The 20,334-nt window shown below is 68.5% G+C and carries 16 protein-coding genes; 3 read left to right on the top strand and 13 right to left on the bottom strand.

Annotated elements, in window-relative coordinates:
- Positions 1–9: 9 nt before the first annotated feature.
- The 6 genes from FHP25_RS26100 to FHP25_RS26075 form a co-directional block, all read right to left on the bottom strand.
- On the bottom strand, positions 10–1,578 hold the full coding sequence (locus FHP25_RS26100) for a GMC oxidoreductase (RefSeq protein WP_147849915.1): 1,569 nt from the start codon (positions 1,576–1,578) through the stop codon (positions 10–12).
- 33 nt (positions 1,579–1,611) lie between these two features.
- Positions 1,612–2,421, bottom strand: coding sequence for an aldo/keto reductase (locus FHP25_RS26095; protein WP_147849914.1), 810 nt, complete (start codon positions 2,419–2,421; stop codon positions 1,612–1,614).
- 236 nt (positions 2,422–2,657) lie between these two features.
- Entirely contained in the window at positions 2,658–3,896 is a 1,239-nt protein-coding gene (locus FHP25_RS26090; RefSeq protein ID WP_147849913.1) for an LLM class flavin-dependent oxidoreductase, read from the bottom strand.
- Between the two features lie 254 nt (positions 3,897–4,150).
- Positions 4,151–4,852 carry a fumarylacetoacetate hydrolase family protein gene (locus FHP25_RS26085; RefSeq protein ID WP_147849912.1) on the bottom strand — a complete coding sequence of 234 codons (702 nt, stop codon included), beginning with the start codon at positions 4,850–4,852 and terminating at the stop codon, positions 4,151–4,153.
- Between the two features lie 111 nt (positions 4,853–4,963).
- The gene (locus tag FHP25_RS26080) at positions 4,964–5,932 is read right to left on the bottom strand and encodes a glycosyltransferase (RefSeq protein WP_178133789.1); all 969 of its coding nucleotides are present in this window, start codon (positions 5,930–5,932) and stop codon (positions 4,964–4,966) included.
- 19 nt (positions 5,933–5,951) lie between these two features.
- A complete protein-coding gene (locus FHP25_RS26075) occupies positions 5,952–6,929 on the bottom strand; it encodes a glycosyltransferase (protein ID WP_147849910.1) in 978 nt (325 codons plus the stop codon).
- A gap of 165 nt (positions 6,930–7,094) precedes the next feature.
- Between FHP25_RS26075 and FHP25_RS26070 the strand changes: the two genes are divergently transcribed.
- Positions 7,095–8,342 carry an LLM class flavin-dependent oxidoreductase gene (locus FHP25_RS26070; RefSeq protein WP_147849909.1) on the top strand — a complete coding sequence of 416 codons (1,248 nt, stop codon included), beginning with the start codon at positions 7,095–7,097 and terminating at the stop codon, positions 8,340–8,342.
- Positions 8,343–8,402: 60 nt separating this feature from the next.
- Here the strand turns inward: FHP25_RS26070 and FHP25_RS26065 are convergent, their stop codons facing one another.
- A complete protein-coding gene (locus tag FHP25_RS26065) occupies positions 8,403–10,067 on the bottom strand; it encodes a thiamine pyrophosphate-binding protein (protein ID WP_147849908.1) in 1,665 nt (554 codons plus the stop codon).
- 73 nt (positions 10,068–10,140) lie between these two features.
- Between FHP25_RS26065 and FHP25_RS26060 the strand changes: the two genes are divergently transcribed.
- Both FHP25_RS26060 and FHP25_RS26055 read left to right on the top strand, forming a co-directional pair.
- Positions 10,141–11,337 (top strand): FAD-dependent monooxygenase, encoded by a 1,197-nt coding sequence (locus FHP25_RS26060; RefSeq protein ID WP_147849907.1) that lies wholly within the window; start codon positions 10,141–10,143, stop codon positions 11,335–11,337.
- A gap of 30 nt (positions 11,338–11,367) precedes the next feature.
- The gene (locus FHP25_RS26055; protein WP_147849906.1) at positions 11,368–12,129 is read left to right on the top strand and encodes an SDR family NAD(P)-dependent oxidoreductase; all 762 of its coding nucleotides are present in this window, start codon (positions 11,368–11,370) and stop codon (positions 12,127–12,129) included.
- On the opposite strand, the gene FHP25_RS26050 is transcribed toward FHP25_RS26055, so the two are convergent.
- The 6 genes from FHP25_RS26050 to FHP25_RS26025 all read right to left on the bottom strand — a co-directional run bounded on the left by FHP25_RS26050 (position 12,102) and on the right by FHP25_RS26025 (position 20,276).
- Complete coding sequence (locus FHP25_RS26050) at positions 12,102–12,692, bottom strand: nucleotidyltransferase family protein (RefSeq protein ID WP_147849905.1); 591 nt, start codon at positions 12,690–12,692, stop codon at positions 12,102–12,104. The genes FHP25_RS26055 and FHP25_RS26050 overlap by 28 nt on opposite strands.
- Entirely contained in the window at positions 12,689–13,687 is a 999-nt protein-coding gene (locus FHP25_RS26045) for a TauD/TfdA family dioxygenase (protein WP_231712481.1), read from the bottom strand. The genes FHP25_RS26050 and FHP25_RS26045 overlap by 4 nt, the downstream gene beginning before the upstream one ends.
- Positions 13,688–13,973: 286 nt before the next feature.
- The gene (locus FHP25_RS26040) at positions 13,974–14,429 is read right to left on the bottom strand and encodes a helix-turn-helix domain-containing protein (RefSeq protein WP_147849903.1); all 456 of its coding nucleotides are present in this window, start codon (positions 14,427–14,429) and stop codon (positions 13,974–13,976) included.
- A 302-nt stretch (positions 14,430–14,731) separates the two neighbouring features.
- Positions 14,732–16,372: an apolipoprotein N-acyltransferase gene (gene lnt / locus FHP25_RS26035; protein ID WP_147849902.1), complete on the bottom strand. Its 1,641-nt coding sequence runs from the start codon at positions 16,370–16,372 to the stop codon at positions 14,732–14,734.
- Positions 16,372–18,804 carry a bifunctional acetate--CoA ligase family protein/GNAT family N-acetyltransferase gene (locus FHP25_RS26030; RefSeq protein WP_147849901.1) on the bottom strand — a complete coding sequence of 811 codons (2,433 nt, stop codon included), beginning with the start codon at positions 18,802–18,804 and terminating at the stop codon, positions 16,372–16,374. The genes lnt and FHP25_RS26030 overlap by 1 nt, the downstream gene beginning before the upstream one ends.
- Complete coding sequence (locus tag FHP25_RS26025) at positions 18,801–20,276, bottom strand: AmpG family muropeptide MFS transporter (RefSeq protein ID WP_218578605.1); 1,476 nt, start codon at positions 20,274–20,276, stop codon at positions 18,801–18,803. Before FHP25_RS26025 ends, FHP25_RS26030 begins: the two co-directional genes overlap by 4 nt.
- Between the last annotated feature and the right edge of the window lie 58 nt (positions 20,277–20,334).

The raw sequence follows: 20,334 nt of genomic DNA, 5'->3' as shown, positions 1-20,334 counted from the left end.
GCGGCGCCGTCACGCTGCATGCCGCCCGAGCTGGTCGGCCGCGCGCAGCGCTGCCATCATCAACATCATCGTGGGATTGGCGCCGCCGCCGCTGGGAAAGGTAGCGGTCGAGACCACGCTCAGGTTGGGGATTCGGAACGTCCGCAGGTTGCTGTCGACGACTCCGGATCGGGCGTCGATGCCCATCCGTACCGTGCCACCGGGGTGATAGATGCCGCCACCCGCTGACATCATCTCGCCGACCATGTCAGCAGGCAGCGCCTCGATGCTGGCGAGCCGCGCCAGCGAGCTCGCATTCCATGCCGCCCTGAAATGGCGGGTAACAGCAACGGCATTGGCGACATCTCCCTCGCCAACCCGCCATTCTATTGTCGCCAGGGGACATCCGAAGACGTCGCGCTGATCATGCGACAGGCCGATACGGTTGCCGGCGTGCGGCTCCTGCTCGACGACCATGTGCAGGTCAAACTTCGCTCCGTCAGGAAAGAGCAGACGCTTTTCGACATAGCGCCACCACGCGGCCCGGGTGATCCATGGCAGCGCAACGGCAAGGGCTGCCGCATCACCGGTCGCCGGACGCTCCCCGCGCTGGAGCTTGCGGTAGAACGTCCGCAGCGCATCAAACCCGGTCGGCGCTTGCGTCGACAACCCGATATGCCCGAATGCCGCCGGCAGGCCGTGGGCCGCCCGGAGCTTGCCGGTAGGCTCGAACCGCAGATTCCGCATCGCCCTGCCCTCGAAGCGAAATCCCGTGACGCGGTTCAGCGCCTTGCGGTCCGTGACGGTGAGCCTCGCCGTAGGCGCCGACAGATGGTCGTGGAAATAGCGCCCCAGGACGCCATCGGGTGCGAAGATCCGGTCGTCGTGCTGCCGGTCAGCCAGCAACAGCAGGCGGGTGCTCTCGATCGCGCCCGCCGCCAGCACCGTGTTGCGGGCACGCACGCGCAGCCGGGCACGGCCGCCTTGCGCTTCCACGGCGACGAGGCGGCCGGCCGGGTCGAGCTCGAAACGCGTGACCGTTGCGTTGAGGTAGATCTCAGGCCCGTTCCTGGCCGCGATCTCGCGATTGAGGAGCGAGGCGACGTTGCGCTGCTTGAACGCCGGCCACTTGCCCAGCCGCGGCACGAAGGTGCTCTCGGAACCATCGCGCGCCGCCATGATCTGCGGCGCCTCGTACGGGCTGCCCGGCAGATCGAACAGCGCCTCGACCTCGTGCTGGTAGGCTGTGAAATCCGTCAGAGAAATGGGCCATCGGACGTCCCAGCCCGGCACGGGCTGCGCGATGTCCTCAGCCATGAACGGCAGCATGGCGCCACCCCAGCGGCTCGATGTCCCACCCAGGCAGCGGAACCGTCCTGCCGTCGCGCCGCTGTAGACGGTGCCCAGCTGCACGACCTCGTTGAGCGGGTGGGTCTCGGCTGGCTGCGACCTGGCGCCGGACTCGGCAATGATCACATGCCGTCCCAGCCTCGAGAGCCGCGTGGCCAGCAGAAGTCCTGCGATCCCACCGCCGACAACCAGCACATCGCAGACACGCTCACGCGCTTCGCCGGCCATGGCCCCCAGGTCATGGATCATTTGCTCCCCCAACTTTTCGTTCTTTATTGAGGTCTAGCTATCCCCCGTGTCAGACCTTGCGGCGATGTCGCCGTATTGCGCCAACCGGTCGATCTTGCGCGTGCTGACAATAATGCTGCCGGTCCGGTTGCGTTGCAATGCTCCACCCAGAAGCGCGTTGATATCAAATCTCTCTTCCTGCCGCGCCGCCGACACGTAGCCGTAGGTCATCTGCAGGGGCCGGCCGGCGTTGACCACGATATCGGCCTCGCGAGCGGACGTGCTGTCGAACGTCTGGATGACTGGCGCAAGCGGACTCGCCTCTTGAACGAAGGGCCCCAGCCGTGCGGTGTTGAGCGCGATGCCAAACCACCTGACCCGGTCGCGTTCGCCCTCGAGCCAGCGCAGCCACTCGTCGGTGTCGAGCAGATGCAGCTCAGGTTCGTGCAGCAGGTACAGATCGACGCGTTCACGCCCGAGCCTCCGAAGGCTCGCGGACAGGGCCACGCGCGCCCGCTCCACGCTCCAGTCGACGATCGGTCGCGAGACTGCCGGGATGATCTTCCCCACCGCCTTGCGCAAGACGACCAGCGGGGCCGGCTGCTGCTCACCGGCCGGGGAATAAAGTCCAACCTTCGTCGCAACTGTCGCTTCCGGCCTTGCCGCCAGCACGGCGCGCAGATCATGCTCGGCCACACCGAAGCCGTAGTAGGGAGCCGTATCGAAGTGCGTGAAGCCGTTGTCGTACGCTGCAGCCAGCAATCGATGCCGTTCGCGCTGAGATCCGACCCGCAGCAGGCTGGCGGTGCCGAAGGAGAAGCGGGAAACACGAAGGTCCGTGCCAGGAAGGGTGATCTGCTTCATGACATGGCTCGTCTCTTCGGGAAACTTCCCGCCGGTCCCGGAACCCGCAGGGCAACGCCCGCGGGAATTGTCAGTCAGCAGACCATACAGCGGTGCCCGTCAGCTGGGCATAAGATTCCGCCGCCACATCACAGTTCCCGTGCCCGCCGGCGGCTGCTTCGAAGCCGACCGATCAGGCAGAGCGGGCAAGGCCGGAGCGCGTCGCCGTGTGACCCGTTCCGGCCATGCTCCATCAGCTACTTGGCGCGCGTCTTCGTGTCGCCGAATTTCGGCACGGCGGCGGATGCCGCCGCGAAGCGTGGCGAGGCGGTGACCTTGAGCGCTTCCGCCGCCGCGCTGTTCGCCATGATCTTGGCCATGACCGCCTGGTTCGCGCGCTCGAACACGGCACGGTTCTCGATCAGGAATTTCTGCGACTCGCGCAGCTTCGTGACGTAGCCGTTGACCTGCGGAACGACGTACCGCGCCACCAGATCCCAGCTGCGCATGGTGTTCTCGGGATTGGCCCAGTCATGCACGAAGCCGACCACGCAGCCGAAGCCGCCGCTCTTCTCGTACACCGACTTGATCATGGCCACGAGGTCGTCGGGCGTGCCGATCACCGAGGCGGCGCCGTCGACAAAGGCCGTCTTGTCGACCGCGTCGTCGGGCGAGCTGAACGGCTCCGCGCCCGGCCGCTGCAGGGTCCCGACGATGTACTCGTTGTGCCAGCGCATCAGGCCGTGCCTGGCTTCCTCGCGCGCCTTCTCGCGCGTCTCGGCGATGTGCCAGCTGAGCAGCACGCGCCACTGCTTGCGATCGACCGTCGTCCCATTCTTCTGGGCCGCGGCTTCCGCGAAGCCCCACTGCGTGGGAAGCGACAGCAGCCCCTGCTCCGACATCGAGCCCAGCGAGATGATGCCGATGCCGTACTTGCCGGCCAGGGTCATGCCCGAAGGGCTGATCTGCGAGGCGACGACGAATTCCATGTCCTCCTGCACCGGCAGCAGCTGAAGCGCGGCGTCCTGCAGGGTGTACCAGTCGGTCTTGTGGGTGACACGCTCGCCCTTGAACAGGCGGCGGATGATGCCGATCGCCTCGTCCTGGCGATCGCGCTGGACCATGGGATCGATGCCCAGCGTGTGCGCGTCCGACGGCAGGGCGCCGGGACCGGAGCCGAAGATGGCGCGGCCGGCGGTCATGTGGTCGAGCTGCACCATGCGCTGCGCGACGTTGTAGGGGTGATGGTAGGGCAGCGAGATCACGCCGGTGCCGAGCTTGATGCGCTTGGTGCGCTCGCCCGCCACCGCCAGGAACATCTCCGGCGAGGCGATCATCTCCCAGCCCGAGGAGTGATGCTCGCCGCACCAGAATTCGTCGAAGCCCAGATCGTCGATATGCTCGACGAACTTCAGGTCACGGCGGAACTGCAGGACGGGATTCTCGCCGATGGGATGATGCGGCGCGAGAAACGCACCAAAGCGCAGACGTGCCATGACTTCCTCCTGAATTGTAGAACCGGGCGATCGAGACACCGGCTGCGCCGGCGTCCCGTTCTCACACGCCGCAACCTTGCTCGCCGCCCATCGCGGCGGACAGCTTGGCGCGCTTCGCTCCTGCTGCTCCAATCGTTTATTCTTCCGGGATTGATCCAGAATCGTTATCGATCACAGCCGGCGACCTCGTGAGCGCCGCAAGGGTTCTTTCCGAATGATGCACCATGCGGAAGGATCCCTCGCGGCCCACCGGCCTAGACGTAGGCCACCGCCACGACGCCGCACGCCTGGACCGTGCCGATCAGCGTGTCGCCGGCCACGACCGGACCGACACCCTCGGGCGTGCCGGTGTAGATCAGGTCGCCGGGCCCCAGCGTCACCAGGCCCGACAGGTAGGCGATCGTCTCCGGCACGCTCCAGATCAGCTCCTTCAGATCGGCGTGCTGCTTGGTCTTGCCCGAGACGTCGAGCTTGATCTCGCCTGCGGCCGGATGGCCGATCTGCGCCGCACGATAGATATGACCGATCGGCGCCGACTGGTCGAAGCCCTTGCCCATGTCCCACGGCCGGCCCTTGTCACGGGCCGCGTTCTGCAGGTCGCGGCGGGTCATGTCGAGCCCGGCGGCGTAGCCATAGACATGCTCCAGCGCCTTCTCGACGCTGATGCCGGCGCCGCCGGTACCGATCGCCACCACCAGCTCCATCTCGTGATGCAGGTTCTTGGTGGCCGGCGGATAGGGAATGCGGACCGGATTGTTGGCATCGCCGGCCACGACGATGGCGTCGCTGGGCTTGGCAAAGAAGAATGGCGGCTCGCGGTCGGGATCGCCGCCCATCTCGCGGGCATGAGCGGCGTAGTTGCGGCCGACGCAGTAGATCCGCCGCACCGGGAACAAATCGGAAGTTCCGACGATCGGCACGCCGACAGTCGGCGGCGGCGGAACGACATAAGCCATGGGGTCTCTCCCGATCGGACGACGCAAGGTCACGCAGCCTTAGCCCAGGCACCGGGCCGGCGGCAAGGCGTTGCCGGCCCGGTGCCGGCAGGTCGCACGACTGCCTGTCCTTCAGCGCACGGCCTTGTACATCGCGCGCGCCGTGCGCCACATCCAGGTATCGCGCAAGCCGCCGGCGATCGCGCCGCCGGCGGCGAAGCGATCCAGCAATGCCTCCTCGCCGGCAGCCGCGGCCCATTCCCGCATCAGATCGACGGCGAAGCCCCGTTCGCCGGGCGGCACCTCGCGTGCACATTCGGCGAGGCGGATGCGGAAATGTTGCCGGGTGGCGCGCGCGATGCGTGCCGGGTCCGCGCCCGGCACCCGGCGTGCCACATCGGGGACCACCTCCAGCGCGATGCGTGCCGAGTCCTCCAGCACCTCAGGCATCCGCTTGCGGCTCAGGCCCGGCCGGTAGTCGATGCGGTACTGCGCCAGGTACTCGGGCCGATGCACGAAGCCGCCGCAAGCGGACAGCTTCAGCCAAAAGGCCCAGTCGCCGTACAGATGCATGGTCTCGTCGAAGCCCCCGACCGCCTCCCATGCTGTCTTCCGGAAGGCGTGGGCCGCCGGATGCACCTTCACCGCCACGAGCTGGGTATGGAAGTTCTCCGGCGGTGGCGCAAACGCCTTCACCGACAGCACCTTCTCCGATTTCAGCAGACGGCCGTCGCCATCGATGTGCTGGAAATTGCCGCTGACCAGGGCGGCGTCGGGATGCGCATCCACGGCGGCACGGACCGCCGTCACGAAGCCCGGCAGCGCCTTGTCGTCCGAGCCCATCAGCGACACCCACGTGCCGGTCGCCTGGGAGACGGCGTGGTTATAGTTGCCCATCATCCCCATGCGGCGCGGCGGATAGACGATCCGCACACGGTCGCGATAGCGCTCGATCAGCTCACGCGAGCCGTCATTGCTGCCGTCGTCGCTGACGACGATCTCCGAGCCCGCCGCGTCCTGCTGCAGAAGCGATTCGATGGTTTCACCGACGTAACGGACATGATTGTACGACGGCACGACGAAAGAGTGACTGAAGCCCATGGCGGCGGACTGAATACCATCATCGAGCCGGACGCAATGTGCGATAGAGCTGGCGCAGCCCCCGGCGCATGGCGCTGCCCTGCCAGCCCGACGATAAAGGCCGGCCGGCCGCGAATGCCTCGAGCTGCTTGTCGGCGCCAATGCCACGCGCCCAGTCACGCAGCAGATCGACGGCGAAGCCACGCTCCGACACCGACAGCATGGCCGCGGCCTCGGCCAGCACGGCGTGGAAGCGCTGCCGGCTGCTCTTGCGCAAGCGCTGGGGATTGACGCCATGCATCGCCTTCGCCACCTCCGGGATCAGCAGGCACTGCACATCGGCGTCATCGCGCAGCGACTCCGGCAGACGTTGCTTGGCGATGCCCGGCCGGTAGGCGATGCGGTACTGCGCAATGACCTTGCGCACATGTACGAAATCGCCCAGAGGCGCCAGCTTGAGCCACAGCCCCCAGTCGCCGTAGAGTCGCAGGCGGGTTTCGAACCCGCCGACCTTCTCCCACGCATCGCGGCGAAAGCAGTGAGCGGCGACCTGCACCCTGTTCGCAGCCAGCAACCGGTAGAACGTATCCGGCGGATGCGTCACGGGGCGTGCAGTGACCGTGCCATCCGACCGCACCACGGTGCCGGCGCCATCGATCTGCTCCACGTCGCCGCTGGCCAGGACAGTGCCGGGATTTCTGCGCACGCCGGCCTGCAGGGTGCGTACGAAGTGCGGCAGGGCCAGGTCGTCGGCCCCCATGATCGACACCCAGTCGGTGCGCGCCTGCGAGACACCCCAGTTCCAGTTGAACGCCATCCCCCTGTGCTCGGGCGGACGCACGATGCGGATGCGGTCGCCGAATGTCGTCAGCACCTGCATCGTATGGTCGTTACTGAAATCCTCCGAAACGACGATCTCGGACCCTGGCAAATCCTGCCGGAGCAAAGACTCGATTGTTTTGCCGATGAAGTCGGCTTGATTGTAGGAAGGCACCACGAAGGTGTGGCTGAAGCTCATGGGCTAAGAAAACGCACCAATCCGTCAAAAACTTGACATCGGTCATGGCAATGTAAACGTCTGCTTCGGAACAAGAAAGAGCCGGCATCACCAGTCTTGCGCGGTATCGGATGGCAGCATCCAATCCGGCAAGATCTGCATGGCCGGGCGAGAGGATCGCACCTTATGAAGTTCGGCATTTTCTACGAGCACCAGCTTCCCCGCCCGTGGACGGCGAGCAGCGAGTACCAGCTGCTGCAGGACTCGCTGACCCAGATCGAGCTGGCCGACCGGCTGGGCTACGACTACGCCTGGGAGGTGGAGCACCATTTCCTCGAGGAATACTCGCATTCGTCGGCGCCGGAAGTGTTCCTGGGCGCCGCCAGCCAGCGCACAAGGCGCATCCGGCTGGGTCATGGCGTGGTGCAGCTCACCACCAACCAGCCGCATCGGGTAGCCGAGAAGGTGGCGACGCTGGACCTGCTATCCGGTGGGCGGGTTGACCTCGGCATGGGCGAGGCTGCCGGCCCGGCCGAGCTGCACCCCTTCAACGTGCGGGTGCGCGACAAGCGCGAGCGCTGGGAGGAGGCCGTCAAGGCCATCATCCCGATGTTCAGCAGGGAGAGCTGGGAATTCCACGGCCAGTATCACGACTTCCCGGCCCGCAACGTGATCCCCAAGCCCTACCAGAAGCCGCATCCGCCGCTTTGGGTGGCCTGCTCCAACATCAAGACCATCGCCAAGGCCGGCGAATGGGGCATGGGCGCGCTGGGCTTCACCTTCGTGACACCGGAAGCGGCGCGCGCCTGGGTGCACAAGTACTACAACAACCTGCTGAACAATCCGGCCAAGCTCACCGACTACCCCACCAATCCCAATGTCGCGATGGTGGCCGGCTTCATGTGCGCGCCGACCGACCAGGAGGCGGCGGCCAAGGCGGCGGGCTGGACGTTCTTCGTGTTCGCGCTCTCCTATTACGGCCGCAAAGGCGTCGATGCGCCCGGCACCAGCGACCTGTGGCGCGAGTACCAGAGCTGGCGCGGCGGCCCCGAGGAGAAGAAGGCGCTGGAGGCGGGCCTGGTCGGCTCGCCCGAGACCATCCGGCGCAAGCTGCGCCAGTTCCAGGCCAGCCGCGTCGACCAGGTGATCCTGCTCAACCAGGCCGGCAAGACCAGCCACCAGGACATCTGCGATTCGCTGGAGCTGTTCGCCAAGGACGTGATGCCCGAGTTCCATGCCGCCGAGGCCGAGCACGCGGCCTGGAAGCAGAAGGTGCTGGCGCGCGAGATCGTCCTGGAGGAGCTCGACACTACGGGCTACGACATTTTCGCCCATCAGAACGAGCACATCGTGCGTCTCACGCCGGAGCAGCTCAAGGCCCGCATGGCGGAAAAGGAAGCCGCGGCGCGCAAGGCGAGCGCCGGCGACGACTGAAACCGGCCGGTCGGCGTCCTCGTCCGCCCATGCGGCGGACGGGACGCGCTCCCTGCCCGGTCAGCGCTTGCCCTCGATCGCGATCTCGACCAGGTGCGGCTTGCCCGACGCCACGGCCTGCGCGATGGCGCCGCGCACGTCGTCGGGCTTGGTCACCAGCGTGCCGGCAACGCCCATGCCGCGCGCCATGTCGACGAAGCCCAGCGCCGGCCCGGTGAGGTCCATGTGCGGATAGGGATGGTTGGCAAGCTCGCCGAAGCGCTGGCGATAGACGTCGAGGTTGTGCTTCAGCACGCGGTATTCGCGGTTGGCCAGGATCACAAACACGATCGGCAGCGCATGATGCGCGGCAGTCCATAGGGCCTGGATGCTGTACATCGCCGAGCCGTCGCCGGAGATCGCCACGACCGGCCGGTCGGGATGCGCCAGCTTCACGCCCAGCACGCCCGCCAGCCCCTGGCCGATGCCGCCGCCACGGCCGCTGTAGTAGTCGCCCGGCCGGGTGAAGTCGAACGCGCGGGCAAGGTCGATATTGGCCGTGATCGATTCGTCGACGACGACGGCGTCGGCCGGCAGCCCGGCACGGATCTCGGCCAGCGCCCGCGGCATCGAGATCGGCATGCGGCTCCAGGCCTTCTCCACCCGTGCGCGATAGGCCGCGGCATCGGCCTCTTTTGCCGTCTTGAGCGCCGCGCCGCGGCGCATGGCCGCGGCGCGATAGCCATCATCCGCGCCGGCGGCGACGGCATCGTCCACCGCCTGCAGCAGATGGTCCATCCGCCCCACCAGGCCCGCCTGCGGCGCGAAGTTGAACGCCAGGCGCGTGTGCGACTCTTCCAGCTGGATCACGGCGGCGCCGTCGGGGAACGGATCGCCAGCGGCGTACCAGACCTCCTCGAAGAACGGACCGCCGGCCAGTAGCACGAGGTCGGCGCCGTCGAGCGCCTTGCGGATGGTGGCCGCGTCGAACGGCACGGCGCCGCGTGCATGCGCATGTGCGGCCGGGAACGCCAGGTGCGCACGCAGACCCTCGACCCATACCGGCGCGCCGACACGCTCGGCCAGCGCCACCAGCCGGTCGGTGGCGGCGGCCCGCGCCACGTCATCGCCGGCGACGATGACCGGGTTGCGGCTGGCCAGCAGCAGGCGCGCCACATCGGCGACACCTTCGGGATCGGGCCGTGTCGCGCGGTACAAGGTGCCGGGTCCGATCGCGGCGACGCTGGTCTCCTGCTCCATCACGTCGATGGGCAGGGCCACGAACACGGGGCCGGCCGGGGGGTCGTTCGCGATCTTGAAGGCGCGGCGCAGCAGCGGCCCCAGCTCGTCGGCGCGCTCGGCCTGCACGCTCCACTTGGTGACCGGTGCGGCCATCGCCACGAGGTCGTGCCCCAGCAGCGGGTCGCGCAGGCGCATGCGCGTATCCTGCTGGCCGGCGGTCACCACCATCGGCGAGCCGGCCTTGAGCGCGCTGTAGAGCATGCCCAGCGCATTGCCCAGGCCGGGCGCGACATGCAGGTTCACCACACCGGTGCGGCCGGTGGCCTGGGCGTAGAAGCTGGCGGCGCCCAGCGCCACGCCCTCGTGCAGGGCCACGATGTAGTCGATGCCGGGGTACTCGGGCAGGCTGTCGATCAGCGGACTTTCGGTGGTGCCGGGATTGCCGAAGATATGGCGCACGGCGTGCTTCTCCAGGCTCTGCATGAATACATGTCGTCCGCGCATCCACATCTCTCCGCTCGTTCGATCCTTCGACGCGATCATAGGCGCCGGCGATGAATGTTGCTAAGAAGCATCCATGACACGGGCGGGACTCTCCGTTGCAGTGATCGGCGGCGGCATCGGCGGCCTGGCGGCGGCGGTGTCGCTGCTGCATGCCGGCTTCGACGTGGAGGTCTACGAACAGGCCAGCGCGCTGAGCGAAGTTGGTGCCGGCATCCAGATCAGCCCGAACGGCACGCGCATCCTGCAGCGCCTTGGCCTGGCAGAAGCGCTGGCGCAACGCGGCGTACGGCCCGTCGCCGTTCATCAGCGCCGCTGGGATGACGGCCGCACGTTGCAACGCGCGCCCCTGGGCGAGACGGTCGAGCGGACGTTTGGCGCGCCCTACTACCATTTCCATCGGGCCGACCTTCTGGCCGCCATCGCCGGCGCGCTTCCGGCCCGACGGGTGCATGTCGGCCACCGGCTTGTCGATGCCGTCGACCATGGTGATCGCGTCGAGGCTCGCTTCGAGAACGGCACGCGGATCAGCCGCGACATCCTCATCGGTGCCGATGGCATTCACTCCAGAGTGCGGCAGATCCTGTTTGGCGAGGACAGGCCCCGTTTCACGGGCTGTGTGGCCTATCGCGGCCTGGTGCCCGCCGAGCGGCTGGCGACGCTGAACCTGGAAGTCACGTCCAACAGCTGGATGGGTCCCGGCGGTCACTTCGTGCACTACTATGTTGCCGGCGGCCGGCTGATGAATTTCGTGGCGGTACGCGAAGAAGATTCCTGGACCCACGAATCATGGATCGATCGCGGCGACGTCGCCGATGCGCTGCGCCTGTTCGAGGGCTGGCATCCTTGCGTGCGCGCGATCATCGGTGCCGTCGACGAGACCTTCAAATGGGCGCTGTTCGACCGCGAGCCTCTGCCGCGATGGTCAGTCGGCCGTATGACGCTGCTGGGCGATTCCTGTCATGCCATGCTGCCTTTCATGGGCCAGGGCGCCGTGCAGTCGATCGAGGACGGGGCCACACTGACGGCCTGCCTTGTCCAGGCCGCTGGCGATCTATCGGCTGCCCTCGCGCGCTATGAGACGTTGCGCAAGCCACGCACGACGCGCCTGCAGGAAATGTCGCGCCACAACAAGACGCGCTTCCACCTGCCCGACGGTGTCGATCAGCAGAAACGCGACGCCCAGGCAGCCGTCGCGGGCGACCGGTCCATCGCCGCAGTCGGCTGGCTCTACGGGCATGACGCCGATGTGCTTCCCGGCGCGGCGGCCTGACCCCGCGCAACAGGAAACGGAGCAGTGCTCATGGCTGGAGCCATCTATCCCGACCTCGCTGGCCGCGCCGTGCTGGTGACCGGCGGCGCCACCGGCATCGGCGAGGCGATCGTGCGCGCCTTCGCGCGCCAGAAGAGCCGTGTCGGCTTCATCGACATCCAGCAGGAGCCGGCGACGGCGCTGGTGCAGGCGCTGCGCGAGCAGGGCGGCGAGGTGCATTTCGAGCACGCCGACCTCACCGACATCGCGGCGTTGCGGGCGGCCATCGACGCGCTGCGCGCGCGCATCGGCCCGATCGAGGTGCTGGTCAACAACGCTGCGCTCGACCAGCGCCACACCACCGAGGATGTGACGCCCGAGCAATGGGACGCGCTGATCGCCGTCAACCTGCGGCATCAGTTCTTCGCGGCCCAGGCCGTGCTGCCCGCGATGAAGGCGGCGCAGCGCGGCGCCATCGTCAACTTCGCCTCGATCTCATGGATGGCCGGCATGGGCGGCATGGCGGTCTACACCGCTGCCAAATCGGCCGTGCTGGGCCTGACGCGATCGCTGGCGCGGGACTACGGCCCGTTCAACATCCGTGTGAACGCCGTCGCGCCGGGCTGGATCCGCACCGAGCGCCAGCAGCGCCTGTGGATCACGCCTGAGGGCGAGCAGCGCATGCTGCAGGCGCAGTGCCTCAAGCGCTGGCTGGTCCCCGACGACGTCGCCCGCTTCGTCGTGTTCCTCGCCTCCGACGAAGCCGCCGCCTGCACCAGCCAGCACTACGTCGTCGATGGCGGCTGGGTCTGATCCCAGGGAATGTAGGTCAGCTCCGGCCACAGCGCCCGCCAGCGCGCGACCTTCTTCTCGTAGACCGCCTGCGTGACCTGCCGCTTGTTGGGCCGCACCACGCCGGCCAGGAGATCGTCGACACCGAACGGCGCGCACAGGCCCAGCGCATCGCCCTGCGGCCGGATGCCGATGCTGGTCGCCGTGGTCGGGAACGTGCCGATGGCATCCTCGCTCGACCGGTAGGGCTCGAGCCCGTTGCCGAAGGCGTCGGCATACCACAGATGAACGCGCGCCTCGTTCTTGACGTCGAGCTTCACCGCCAGGTCGGCGAACAGGGCCCGCAGGCGGGCCTCGTGCATCGCCTCGGTCTCGGCCGACAGATCGGCGCCGTCGAAATAGACGATGTCGATGTCCTTCAGGCCGTAGGTCGGCGCGCGGCCGGTCGCCGCATTCCACACGCCCTGGGCGACCGCGCCGGCGACCAGCCAGGCATCCGGCAAGCCGACGGCGGCAAAGCGGTCGAGGACGGCGGACAGCAGCGGGTGCGCGCGCACGATCGCCTGCAGGCGCGCATCGCTCACACCGCCTCCAGCGGCGCGTTCAGCGCCGTGGTGCCGGGTATGATGATGCCGCCGCGGTCGCCGACCATGACCGAGCCGTAGCGCTGGGCGAAGACCGCCGGCAATGGCCGCGCGCCCGGGCAGGCCAGCCACAGGCGCAGCAGATGGCGGCGACGCTCCGGCTCCTCCCAATCCTCGAAGCCGGTGCGGTCGTGCAGCAGGGTGTGGTTGTGCACGAACTGCATGTCGCCGGGCCTGAACTCCATGTGCAGGTTCAGCGCCGGATCGTTGGCCAGCGTATCGAACAGGTCGAGGGCGGCGATGAGCTGCGGCGTCAGCCGCGGCGCGCCATCCAGCCGCTGGGCGCTGTCGATGTACTGGCGCTGATAGATCGCGCTCAGGTGGCCTTCGTGCCAGCTGAAGACCGGGATCTCGAAATAGGGCTTCATCCCCGCCGGCACCTCGCCACGCCGGTCGGTGGCGACCGGCTGGAACAGCAGCTCGAGCAGATCGGGCCGCTTCAGGCGCATCTCGTTGAAGATCGCGCTTGAGCTGACCAGGGTCGAGAGTCCGCCGGATTTGGCCGTCTTCAGGCACAGCAGGCCGACCACGTCGCAGGAGTCGGTGTGATAGGTCTGGCGCTCGTTGGTCTGGTAGATGCGGACGTTGGGGTCGCGGCTGGACAGGCCCAGGTCCCGGACATGGCCCAGCACGTGGCCCTTGGCATTCTGCGATCGGGCGTTGCCGAGATGGGCGCCGATGCCGAAGAAGGCCGTCGCCGCCTCGCGCGGACTGTAGCGTCCGACCGGCAGGCCGCGCAGCACGACGAAGCCGCGGCCGTGCAGCAGCGCCGCGAGCGCCGCCGCCAGCCGCGGCCCCAGGCTCGGCAGGGGGAAGTCGGCGCGCGTGATGCGCGCAATGTCCGCCGCGCGCGCCACCAGCGGCGCCATCGCCGCCTCGACCTCTGCGATATCAGCATCCGACAGCGGCACAACCCAGTCGGTCCGGCGTGCCATGTCAGGTCCATACCAGACGGCCGGTCCAACTTGTTGCGGCGGTAACGCGGCGAGCGGGCTTGCGGACATGGCGTTCCCCGACGTGGCAGACCGGCAGGTCTAGCCGCGCCGCAGCCCGAATGGAAGACGCCGCCTCACCCTGAAACGTGCAAGCGCCCTGACGGCGGCGCCGATGGCGCTCTACCGGGGCGAGAGACAGCGGGGCTCATGCATGCGACGGTCATGCTCCGGCAGGTCAGGGACCATCGTCAGCCACCATCGCAGGGTGCGCAGCGGCGGCTTGCCATCACTTGCGCTTGCCCGAGCCTGCCAGCTTGTGGGCACGCGAGGCGGAGCCGACCGCTTTCACCATCTCGAAGATGCGCTTGCGCACCTTGGCTTCGTCGATCTTGTAGTAGGCTCGCACCAGCTCCAGCGTCTCGCGCTTGGCAAGCGGATCCTTCTCGTCCTCGAACGGCGTGCCCTCCTCGGCGAAGCCGCCCTTGCGGCCGCGCCCACGCCGCGGGCCGACCAGGACGTTGACCGGCATCTCCTCGAAGAAATAGGACACCGGAACGTCCAGCACCTTGCTGAACTCATAGAGGCGGCTGGAACCGATACGGTTGGCGCCTCGTTCGTATTTCTGGATCTGCTGGAACGTCAACCCGACGGCTTCGCCCAGCTTTTCCTGACTCATGCCGAGAAGCGTTCGGCGTTGCCGCACCCGTGTCCCCACGTGAACGTCGACCGGATGACCTGCCATTTTTTTAACTCCCTTACTTCCGGTCGTCGGCCACCCGGCAGATGGCGTGACGCCGCCGGGATCAAAGTCCCGAGCTCGCCTTCTGTGTGCGGGGTCAGTGCAGCTTGTTTCGCATCGACCCACTGTACATCGCAGGTGCGCCTTTTCAGCGTTAAGCCAACAGGCGCACGATCGTTATTGTGACGTGAAATTGTCCTATTGTTAATACCTTTTTTAATATGTTTGGTTGCTTTCTTGTGATCACCCTCGCGCCTTGCGAGGCGTGAAACCCCAAATTGGGCCGGATGAGACCGATGCAGGTTTCAGTTCCGGCTGGCGGACCATGCCAGCGGCAAGGCCATCAGCAGCAGGGTGGCGGCGAAGGCCCAATCGCCGAAGCGTGCAAACGGCGTCGCCGGCCCCGCCGGCGGCAGGTTGTGATCGATCACCCCGGTTTTTTCCATGCCCAGTTGTGCCTCCACCCGGCCGAACCGGTCGACGACGGCCGAAATGCCGGTGTTGGCGACGCGCACCAATGGTAGTCCTTCCTCGATGGCCCGCAGGCGGGCGCTGACAAAATGCTGGTATGGGCCGCTCGAGGCCCCGAACCACGAATCGTTGGTGACATTGAGGATCCAGGCCGGCCGGTCGACGGGATCGACCACGGCGGCCGGGAAGATCGCCTCGTAGCAGATGATGACGCCGACCGGCGGCAGCCCCGGCAGGCGGATAGTGCGGCGCTGCGTGCCGGCCTCGAAGGAGCCGCGGCCGATCGTGTCGGCCAGGATCGGGAAGTAGCGGCGCAGCGGCAGGTACTCGCCCAGCGGCACCAGATGCACCTTGTCGTAGGTGGCGCGGATCGCGCCGGTGGCGTCGACGGCATGCAGGCTGTTCCATGCCGGCTCCTGGTTGCCGGGCGAGACGATCGCCGCTTCCGCCGGCGTCATCGCCCCGCGCGGCGCGCCCACCAGCAGGTAGCCGCCATCCGGCACCACGGCCGCGATGGCACGCAGGTAGTCCGGTGACTCGTTGAGCAGGAACGGCACGGCCGTTTCGGGCCAGATCACATGGCGCACCGCCTCCGGCCGCTGGGCCAGGCTCAGCTGCAGGAGCCTGGCCATGTGCTCGCCGCGCCTGGCCGCCAACCATTTCTCGCCCTGCGGGATGTTGGGCTGCACCAGGCGCAGCATCGGTCCGCCCGGTTCCGGCGTCGCGAGCAGCAGCCGCGGCGCGGCGGCGGCGAACGGCAGCAGCAGCAGCACTGCAAGAATCGCCGTCGCCCGATGGCGTCCGTCGGACAAGGCGGCCGGCAACGCCAGCAGCGCCACCGTGATCGCACTCAGCCCGTAGACACCGATCCATGACGCCGGCTGCAGCAGGACCACGGCAAAGGCCCAGACATGCCCGAACGGGTTCCACGGATAGCCGGTGAACACATGGCCGCGCAGCCACTCGAAGACGGCGGCCAGCGCCGCGAACAGCAGCACCCGCGCCCATCCCCGGCCCAGCGCGGGAACACGGCGCACGATCCCGGTCCAGGCGAGGCACGCCAGGCCGACGAAGATGGCCAGCACGACCGCGAGCCCGCCGACGATCGGCGGGCCCAGGGCCACGAAATCCGCCGGCGGCACGCTGAAGGCCTCGATGATCCAGAGGCTGCCGACGGTGAAATAGCCGAGTCCCCAGAGCAGCCCGTCGAGGAAGCTCTGCCGATGCGGGCGCCGTGGTCCGGATTCGGCTGCCGATGCCGTGCCGTCGATGAGCCAGACCAGGCCGACCAGTCCGACCACCATCAGCGGAAAGACGTGCCAGGGCGGCATCGCGAAGCCCGCGCCGGTGCCCAGCAGCGCCACCAGGAGCCAGCGTCGCCAGCCACGCAGGGCAGCAACGGTGGATGCGAGGCGCAAGAGGCGTGAATCGCGCGGCGCGACCGCATCCTGCGAGCGCAGCAGCCGCATGGCCATCAGAGACGCAGCACGATTTTCTGAACGGTCGGCTCGTCGGGCACGCGCGTGGGCTTGAAGCCCAACCGCCGGCTCAGCGACAGCATCGGCTCGTTCTCGGACAGCACAAACCCCATGAGCGTCTTGAGGCCACGGTCGCGGGCATAGGTGGTGATGCGTTCCATCAGCAGGGATCCCAGGCCTTGCCCTTTCATGTCGCTGCGCACGGTGATAGCGAACTCGGCCGTTTCGTTGTCCGGATCGGCGGCGATGCGTACCACACCCCAGGCATGGCGTGCACTGTCGGCGTCGGCGCCGAGCGCGACCAGCGCCATCTGGCGGTCGTAGTCGAGCTGCGTGAGCCGTGCCGCCATCTCGTGCGACAGCCGCGGCAGCGGCGCGAAGAAGCGCAGGCGCACGTCCTCGCGTGTCATGCGGGCGGACATGTCGATCAGCAGCGGCTCGTCCTCCGGCCGCACCGGGCGCAGCAGGAAGGCGCGGCCGTCACGCAGCCGCTCGGTGCTTTCCAGCTCCTTGGGGTAGGGGCGGATCACCAGCCGCGACCCGGTCCGTTCCGGCGGCATCAGCACGATGTGCGCCGACATCGCCACCGCGGCGCGGGCATCGACCCGCAGCGGCTCGATGCGCAGGGATTCGACCTCCGGCAGGTCGACGGCGATCTGCGCCACCTTGATCAGCGTCAGCGCCAGCGCATCGAGCGCCGCCGCACGCTGGCCCTCGCCGCCCTGCAGCAGCCGCCAGACGCGCGTGCGCATCATCACGTCGTGCGCCAGCGCCATGTTCAGCGGCGGCAGCGCCAGCGCCCGGTCATCGAGGCGCCGGCCGACGCGGCCGCCACGTCCGAACACCAGCACCGGCCCGAACATCGGATCGCTGCGCAACGCGGCGGCAAGGTCGTAGGCCGACCCTTCGATCGGGCGGAAGGTCGGCGCCGTCGCGATCGCCGCCGCCTGCAGCATCCGCAGCGACTCTTCCGGCGTCAGCTCCAGGCGGTCCTCGGCGCGCGCGGCCGCGATGACCTGGCGCGCCCGGACGGTATCGACGACAAAGGTTTCCGGCTGCGACGCCGGCGTCTCCATCAAGGTCTCGCGGTTGCGGCGGAAGTTCACCAGCTGCATGAACCCGCGCACCGCCTGGCGCGGCGTCTCGTGGCTGGGGATGCCGGCGTCGACGAACAGGCGGCGCGCCGCCTCCTGGCTGGCGCCCCCGACCCAGCTCGCGAACACCGGCTTGCGGTTGGAGGCCGCCGCGTCGATCAGGGCCTGCGCCGGCGCCGCGGCCGGCACGAACGGCGACGGCGCGTGGATCGCCAGAACGGCATCGACCGACGGCGCCGCCAGCAGCGCCCGCGCCGCTTCCGCATAACGCTCGGCCGGGGCATCGCTGGTCACGTCGAGCGGATTGCCATGCGCCCAGGTCGGCCGCCCCAGCGCACCGGCCTCGATCACCGCCAGCCGCCCGCCGAGATCCAGCAGCGTGTCGACGGCCACGACCCCCAGCCCGCCGCCATTGGCGAGGATGGCCAGCCGGCTGCCGAGCGGCTGCCGATTGGCCGCCAGCGTCGCCGTCGCCTCGAACAGCTCATCGAGATCGGCGACCCGCAGCATGCCGGCGCGCCGGAAGGCCGCATCATAAACGTCATCGCCGCCGATCGCGCCGGCCCGCGCATGCACGACCCGGGCGGCGGCGAGGCTGCGGCCGGTCTTCAGCACGATCACCGGCTTGGCGCGTGCCGCCGCACGCGCCGCCGACATGAAGTAGCGCGCATCCTTGACCGACTCGATGTGCAGCAGGATGGCACGGGTGCCTTCATCCAGCGCCAGCCAGTCGAGCAGCACGCCGAAATCGAGGTCGACCATGTCCCCCAGGGTGACGGCATGGCTGAAGCCGATGCGGCGTGCGGCCGCCCAATCGACCGCGGCGCTGGCCACCGCGGCCGACTGGGTGACGAAGGCCAGATCGCCGGTCGGCGCCCGCGTGGGCGACAGGCTCGCGTCGAGGCCGATGCCGGGTGATTGCAAGCCGACCGACGCCGGCCCCAGCACCCGCAGCCCGCGCCGGCGCGCGATGCGGGCCAGCACGCGCTCGGCCTTGGCGCGACGTGCCTCATCGCCGCCGCCGAGGTCGTCGGCGAGCACGATCGCCGCCTTGCCGCCGCGGCGCGCGAGGCGATGGAGGATCCCCGGCACCACCCGGCCGGGCGTGGCGATCACCGCCAGGTCGGGCGTCGCCGGCAGGTCGCACAGATCGCGGAAGGCCGCGCGGCCGGCCTCGAGGTGGCCTTTCGGGTTGACGGGCCACACCTCGCCCGTGAAGCGGCCATCGCCGAGCTTGTCCATGAGCAACGCGCCGACGGAGCCCGGCCGGGCGCTGGCGCCGATCAGGGCGATGGAGCGCGGCTTCAGCAACGCGTCGAGATGGCGCAGGCTCATGACGCGGCGCTCCCCTGGGAGCGCGCGCCCGGCGCCTGCTGATCGGATGAAGCGGGCACGGCGTCCGGGTTCCCCGGCGAGAGATCGCGCCGGGTGAGCCAGATGGCGAGCAGCACCGTCGGCAGGCCGATGGCGGTGGTGTAGAGGAAGAACAGCACGTAGCCCTGCTGCTCCGGCGCCCGCGCCACGAAGGCCAGCAGGTCGCCCAGCACCGGCAGGCTCCAGCCATGGAGCTGCGCCCAGTCGACGATGGCGCCCGACCAGCCCCCGAGGAACTTGCCCGGCAGCAGCATCAGCGAGCTGAACAACGCATATTGCGTGGCCGTGTAAGCCGTGTTGGTCAGGCTCGACAGGTAGGCGATGAACACCGAGCCCGAGATGCCGGTGACGAAATTGTCGGCCGAGATGGTCATGGCCAGCAGCCACAGGTCGGGGCGGCCGCGCGCAGCGAGCAGGGCGAACAGCAGGTTCGTGAGCGGCAGCAGCATCGCCATCCAGATCAGCGGCCCGCGGATGCCGTAGCGCACCACGATGGCGCCGCCGGCCAGCGCGCCGCCGATCGACATCCAGAAGCCGTAGACCTTGGTCACGGTGGCGATGTCGGCCTTCGAGAAGCCCATGTCGATGTAGAACGGGTTGGCCATCACGCCCAGCGTTATATCGCTGATGCGGAACAGGCCGATGAAGGCCAGGATCGCCACGCCCAACCAGCCCATGCGCTGGAAATAATCGGCGAACGGCCCGACCACCGCGGCGGTGAACCACGCCGCGATCCGCGCCGTCATGGAGTCGCTTTTCCCGGCAAGCAGCGGCGCATCGCCGGCCGGCGCCGCCGGCGCCGGCTCGCGGATCAGCAGTGTCGCCATGACGCCGACCAGGCCCAGGGCCGCCATGACGAGATAGGCCGTGCGCCAGCTGTAGAGCTCGGCCAGGTAGAGCGCGCCGGCGCCGGCGGCGAGCACGGCGATACGGTAGCCGAGCTGATAGGCGCCCGCGGTCGGGCCTTGCAGCTCCGGCCCGGTCGCCTCGATGCGCCACGCGTCGACGGCGATGTCCTGTGTCGCCGAGGCGAACGCGACCACGACGGCGGCGATCACCAGCGGCTGCAGGTCGCTGCGCGGATCGAAGCCGGCCATCAGCAGCAGGCCGCCCACGATCGCCGACTGGGCCACCAGCATCCAGCCGCGCCGCCGGCCGAGCCAGGTGGTGAGCGGCGGCAGCGGCAGGCGATCCACGAGGGGCGCCCACGCGAACTTCCAGGCGTAGGTCAGCGCCACCCAGCTGATGAATCCGATCGTCGTGCGGTCGACGCCCGTCTCGCGCAGCCGCGCCGACAGCGTGCCGAACACCAGCAGCAGCGGCAGCCCGCTGGAGAAGCCCAGGAACAGCGCCGCGCGCACGCTGCCGTGGCGATAGGCCAGGGCCGCGTCGACCCAGCCCTGCTTCTTGTCCGGAGTCGCAGGATCGCGCACTGCAAATCCTCAGCTCTTCTTTCGGACCGCGCGCGTCCACGCGCGCACCGACGCGATC

This window comes from Vineibacter terrae, assembly GCF_008039615.1.
Taxonomy (GTDB): Bacteria; Pseudomonadota; Alphaproteobacteria; order Reyranellales; family Reyranellaceae; genus Vineibacter; species Vineibacter terrae.
The sequence above is the reverse complement of the archived record's forward strand: the minus strand, read 5'-3'. Positions and strand labels throughout refer to the sequence as shown.

What these genes read in the sequence shown, in the direction of transcription:
- FHP25_RS26100 (WP_147849915.1), bottom strand. Translation starts at nt 1,578, where the DNA reads ATGATCCATGACCTGGGGGCCATGGCCGGCGAAGCGCGTGAGCGTGTC.
- FHP25_RS26095 (WP_147849914.1), bottom strand. Translation starts at nt 2,421, where the DNA reads ATGAAGCAGATCACCCTTCCTGGCACGGACCTTCGTGTTTCCCGCTTC.
- FHP25_RS26090 (WP_147849913.1), bottom strand. Translation starts at nt 3,896, where the DNA reads ATGGCACGTCTGCGCTTTGGTGCGTTTCTCGCGCCGCATCATCCCATC.
- FHP25_RS26085 (WP_147849912.1), bottom strand. Translation starts at nt 4,852, where the DNA reads ATGGCTTATGTCGTTCCGCCGCCGCCGACTGTCGGCGTGCCGATCGTC.
- FHP25_RS26080 (WP_178133789.1), bottom strand. Translation starts at nt 5,932, where the DNA reads ATGGGCTTCAGTCACTCTTTCGTCGTGCCGTCGTACAATCATGTCCGT.
- FHP25_RS26075 (WP_147849910.1), bottom strand. Translation starts at nt 6,929, where the DNA reads ATGAGCTTCAGCCACACCTTCGTGGTGCCTTCCTACAATCAAGCCGAC.
- FHP25_RS26070 (WP_147849909.1), top strand. Translation starts at nt 7,095, where the DNA reads ATGAAGTTCGGCATTTTCTACGAGCACCAGCTTCCCCGCCCGTGGACG.
- FHP25_RS26065 (WP_147849908.1), bottom strand. Translation starts at nt 10,067, where the DNA reads ATGCGCGGACGACATGTATTCATGCAGAGCCTGGAGAAGCACGCCGTG.
- FHP25_RS26060 (WP_147849907.1), top strand. Translation starts at nt 10,141, where the DNA reads ATGACACGGGCGGGACTCTCCGTTGCAGTGATCGGCGGCGGCATCGGC.
- FHP25_RS26055 (WP_147849906.1), top strand. Translation starts at nt 11,368, where the DNA reads ATGGCTGGAGCCATCTATCCCGACCTCGCTGGCCGCGCCGTGCTGGTG.
- FHP25_RS26045 (WP_231712481.1), bottom strand. Translation starts at nt 13,687, where the DNA reads ATGGCACGCCGGACCGACTGGGTTGTGCCGCTGTCGGATGCTGATATC.
- FHP25_RS26040 (WP_147849903.1), bottom strand. Translation starts at nt 14,429, where the DNA reads ATGGCAGGTCATCCGGTCGACGTTCACGTGGGGACACGGGTGCGGCAA.
- lnt (WP_147849902.1), bottom strand. Translation starts at nt 16,372, where the DNA reads ATGGCCATGCGGCTGCTGCGCTCGCAGGATGCGGTCGCGCCGCGCGAT.
- FHP25_RS26030 (WP_147849901.1), bottom strand. Translation starts at nt 18,804, where the DNA reads ATGAGCCTGCGCCATCTCGACGCGTTGCTGAAGCCGCGCTCCATCGCC.